Annotated in this window: 5 protein-coding genes and 1 pseudogene; 2 read left to right on the top strand and 4 right to left on the bottom strand. The window is 58.4% G+C overall.

Annotation, left to right across the window (positions count from 1 at the left end; genetic code table 11):
* Positions 1 to 369 (bottom strand): annotated as a pseudogene (locus AWB68_RS43915) (transposase); the annotation flags it as partial.
* A 456-nt stretch (positions 370 to 825) separates the two neighbouring features.
* Between AWB68_RS43915 and AWB68_RS43910 the strand changes: the two are divergent.
* Positions 826 to 1071, top strand: coding sequence for a hypothetical protein (locus tag AWB68_RS43910; RefSeq protein ID WP_087650322.1), 246 nt, complete (start codon positions 826 to 828; stop codon positions 1069 to 1071).
* Positions 1072 to 1212: 141 nt separating this feature from the next.
* Here AWB68_RS43910 and AWB68_RS48655 read toward each other — a convergent pair whose 3' ends face one another.
* Together AWB68_RS48655 and relB are read right to left on the bottom strand one after the other, a co-directional pair.
* A complete protein-coding gene (locus tag AWB68_RS48655; protein WP_160110188.1) occupies positions 1213 to 1359 on the bottom strand; it encodes a type II toxin-antitoxin system RelE/ParE family toxin in 147 nt (48 codons plus the stop codon).
* On the bottom strand, positions 1356 to 1544 hold the full coding sequence (gene relB / locus AWB68_RS43905) for a type II toxin-antitoxin system RelB family antitoxin (RefSeq protein WP_087650321.1): 189 nt from the start codon (positions 1542 to 1544) through the stop codon (positions 1356 to 1358). Before relB ends, AWB68_RS48655 begins: the two co-directional genes overlap by 4 nt.
* A gap of 339 nt (positions 1545 to 1883) precedes the next feature.
* On the opposite strand from relB, the gene AWB68_RS47805 reads away from it, so the two are divergent.
* Positions 1884 to 2213: an SET domain-containing protein-lysine N-methyltransferase gene (locus tag AWB68_RS47805; protein WP_327384443.1), complete on the top strand. Its 330-nt coding sequence runs from the start codon at positions 1884 to 1886 to the stop codon at positions 2211 to 2213.
* A gap of 23 nt (positions 2214 to 2236) precedes the next feature.
* Here AWB68_RS47805 and AWB68_RS43900 read toward each other — a convergent pair.
* A partial coding sequence (locus tag AWB68_RS43900) for an aminotransferase class I/II-fold pyridoxal phosphate-dependent enzyme (RefSeq protein WP_125483284.1) occupies positions 2237 to 2653 on the bottom strand: 417 nt, incomplete at its 5' end.

Genomic DNA, 2653 nt, shown 5'->3' with positions numbered 1-2653 from the left:
CCTGCTCGGGTGTCCAGTCTTCGGGCACGACGAACGGCAGGCCATGCCGTCGGCCCGATGGCAGCAAGGGCGTTGGAGCAGTCCCGCCTTGCTGAGCGCGCTTTCTAAAAAATCATTCTCCAACGTCAACTGCCCGATCTTCGCATGCAGCACCTTCACGTCGACTGGCGGTGCGGCCGGCCCCGCGTTGCCCGCTTCGAACACATCGGCAACCCGCTCCTGCAGTTGCTTCTTCCAGTCCGTGATCTGGTTCGGATGGACATCAAATTGCTGGGCCAGCTCTGCCAGCGTCTTGTCGCCCTTGAGCGCCGCGAGTGCCACCTTTGCCTTGAACGCCGGTGAGTGTGTCCGTCGGTTTCGTTTCGTCATCTTCTGGTTCCTTGTCGCCGGCCATTATGACCGACTCACGCCCCAGCATTTCCACTTACCGACCTGTCCGAAATCCCGGTGCCACCTCTAAGGCTCCATAGAAGGCTCCACAAAAAGTGAGCTTCCGGTTCGGAACTGGTCATCGAGAGGGTGACGCAATGCGGCCTTCATCGCTCGCAAGCGGTGGTCGCGGAATCTGTCACCATTGCGGTCAAGGTCGCGCTCGCTTTTAGGCGAACCATCTCTTGTCCATGATTGATCATAGCGCACGTCGATTGGACCGGCATCGATCGAGATGACGTGGCATAAAGCAATTGAGTATTGGGGTAGGAACGACTACGTTAGACATTCAAATCGAAGCCGATGAAGTTCCTTTGTCGGCCTTTTGGACATTACCCCACGTATGTCTAGAATTTCCGTGATCACGGCGTCCTCCGTTGGAAGGAAGTGCTGCACATGCCGCGAGCGACTTCGCGAAGGACGTCATCCGGGCTCAGCCGCAGCACCCTGGACTACGTGTTCTGGGAATATCTCAAGAGTGGGAGCGCCGCGCCGCTTTTCGGTCTGGAAGACAGCGTGCGGAAGGAGACGATGGGCGGCAGCTTTGCCGAACTACGGGCGCTCTACGACCGCACGGTCTGGATCGACAGCAGGGCGGAAATGAAGAGCTTGGTGCGTGAAATGCTCAAGGAGTTCCACTGAGATTCAATCGGCTATCGGGGGCCATTGCTGTCGGGTATGCACGACGGCAATTACCTCGATGTGCCCAGGCTCGATGACGTAGACCACCTTGTAGTTGGGGTGTGCCACAACCTCGCGCGTGCCCGGCATCGCGCCTTCTTTCTACCCTTCGGGAAAGTGTGCCGCCGGCCTGACCGATCCCCGGATCTGTTCCGCCATTCCGTGAGCGGCTTCCTTATTCTCGTGCTTGATGCGGTTGATGATGCGGCGAAGGTCGGTCTTCGCTTCTTCTGTCCGCTTGATTTTCAATCGCGTTCGCCCTCGTCGGAGTCGATCGTCTTGTGCAAATCCTCGAACACGTCATCGTGATCGGTGAGTGGGCCGCCGCGGTTCTTCAAGGCGCGCGAAATTTTCGCGCGATACCAGCGATCGTAGGAGTCGGCTTCTTCCGCAGTGTCGTGCTCGTGGATGAAGGGATCGAGTCGGGTTCCCATAGCGGTTACTCGGTTGATTGATGCCCTATAATAGCGCGTTTCTTCCGACACGCTCGCGTCGCTGCGTCACCTGTATTCCAGCCTTTTGCCGCGCGAAGACAGATCCTCCTCTGGGTCTTCTGGTAGAAAGCCGCAGCACGAGCTAGTTTTCCTCTGCGGAACAGATCTTCGAAAGGGTCCGGTGGTCGCGGATTCTTTTCGCGCTGGCCGTCACCGTTGCGGTCAGGGTCGTTCTCGCTTTTAGGCCAACCGCCTTCGTCCGATTTATCCATCGTTGATCATAGCGCGCGGCCGTTGGGCCGTCATCGATGGACGTGATTTGAAATAATAAAGGGAGAATTGGGCCCCCAATGCCTCGCTTTTTTTCGCACGACACAACCCTCGCCCGTTTATGGTCTCGGTGTTTTCGCAGTCACTCGAATGTCTGCCGGCGAGATCATTCTTGAGTACAAAGGCGAACTCATCGTCTGGAAAGAGGCGCAACGTCGCTATGAACGATCAGAGGAAGAGGGTGGGCACACGTTCTTCTTCGATCTCGGCGTTTCAACTCCGGCTTGGACTCGCCATACGTGGGCAGCGTCTGGAGGGAACCCGCTCGATATCGTTAGACCGTCAACTCTGGATCCAGAAACACTGTACCCGGCTTTTACTGTAAGTTTCAGCCTGTAGCAACAGGGGTTTTTGCCACACACCTAACCATTCACCAACGCCTGTTGGCCCGCGGGCAGCGCCCGTGCCAGCCGGCCCAACCGCCGGACTCCATCTTCCATACGGTCGTCCCAGGCATGTCCGGCGCTCAAGCGCATGCAATTGCGAAAGCGCCGGCTCGCGGAAAAGACGTCGCCGGGGGCGAAGCAAATGCCCTCCTCGAGCGCCTCGTCAAAGAGCGCCCGCGAATCGAAGCGTCGCGGCAGTTCTAGCCACAGTACAAAGCCGCCTGCTGGCCGGCTGACTTTCGTGTCGGCGGGGAAGCTTGCCTCGATCGTCCGCGTCATGCGCGCAAGGTTTTCTTCAAAGATGCGGCGAATGCCTCGCAGGTGCGAATCGTAGGCGCCGCTCTCCAGGTAGTCGGCGAGTGCGACCTGGGGCAAGACGGGGCTGCAGAGGCT

Source organism: Caballeronia choica, from assembly GCF_001544535.1.
Taxonomy (GTDB): Bacteria; Pseudomonadota; Gammaproteobacteria; order Burkholderiales; family Burkholderiaceae; genus Caballeronia; species Caballeronia choica.
This window is presented reverse-complemented; position numbering and strand designations above follow the sequence as displayed.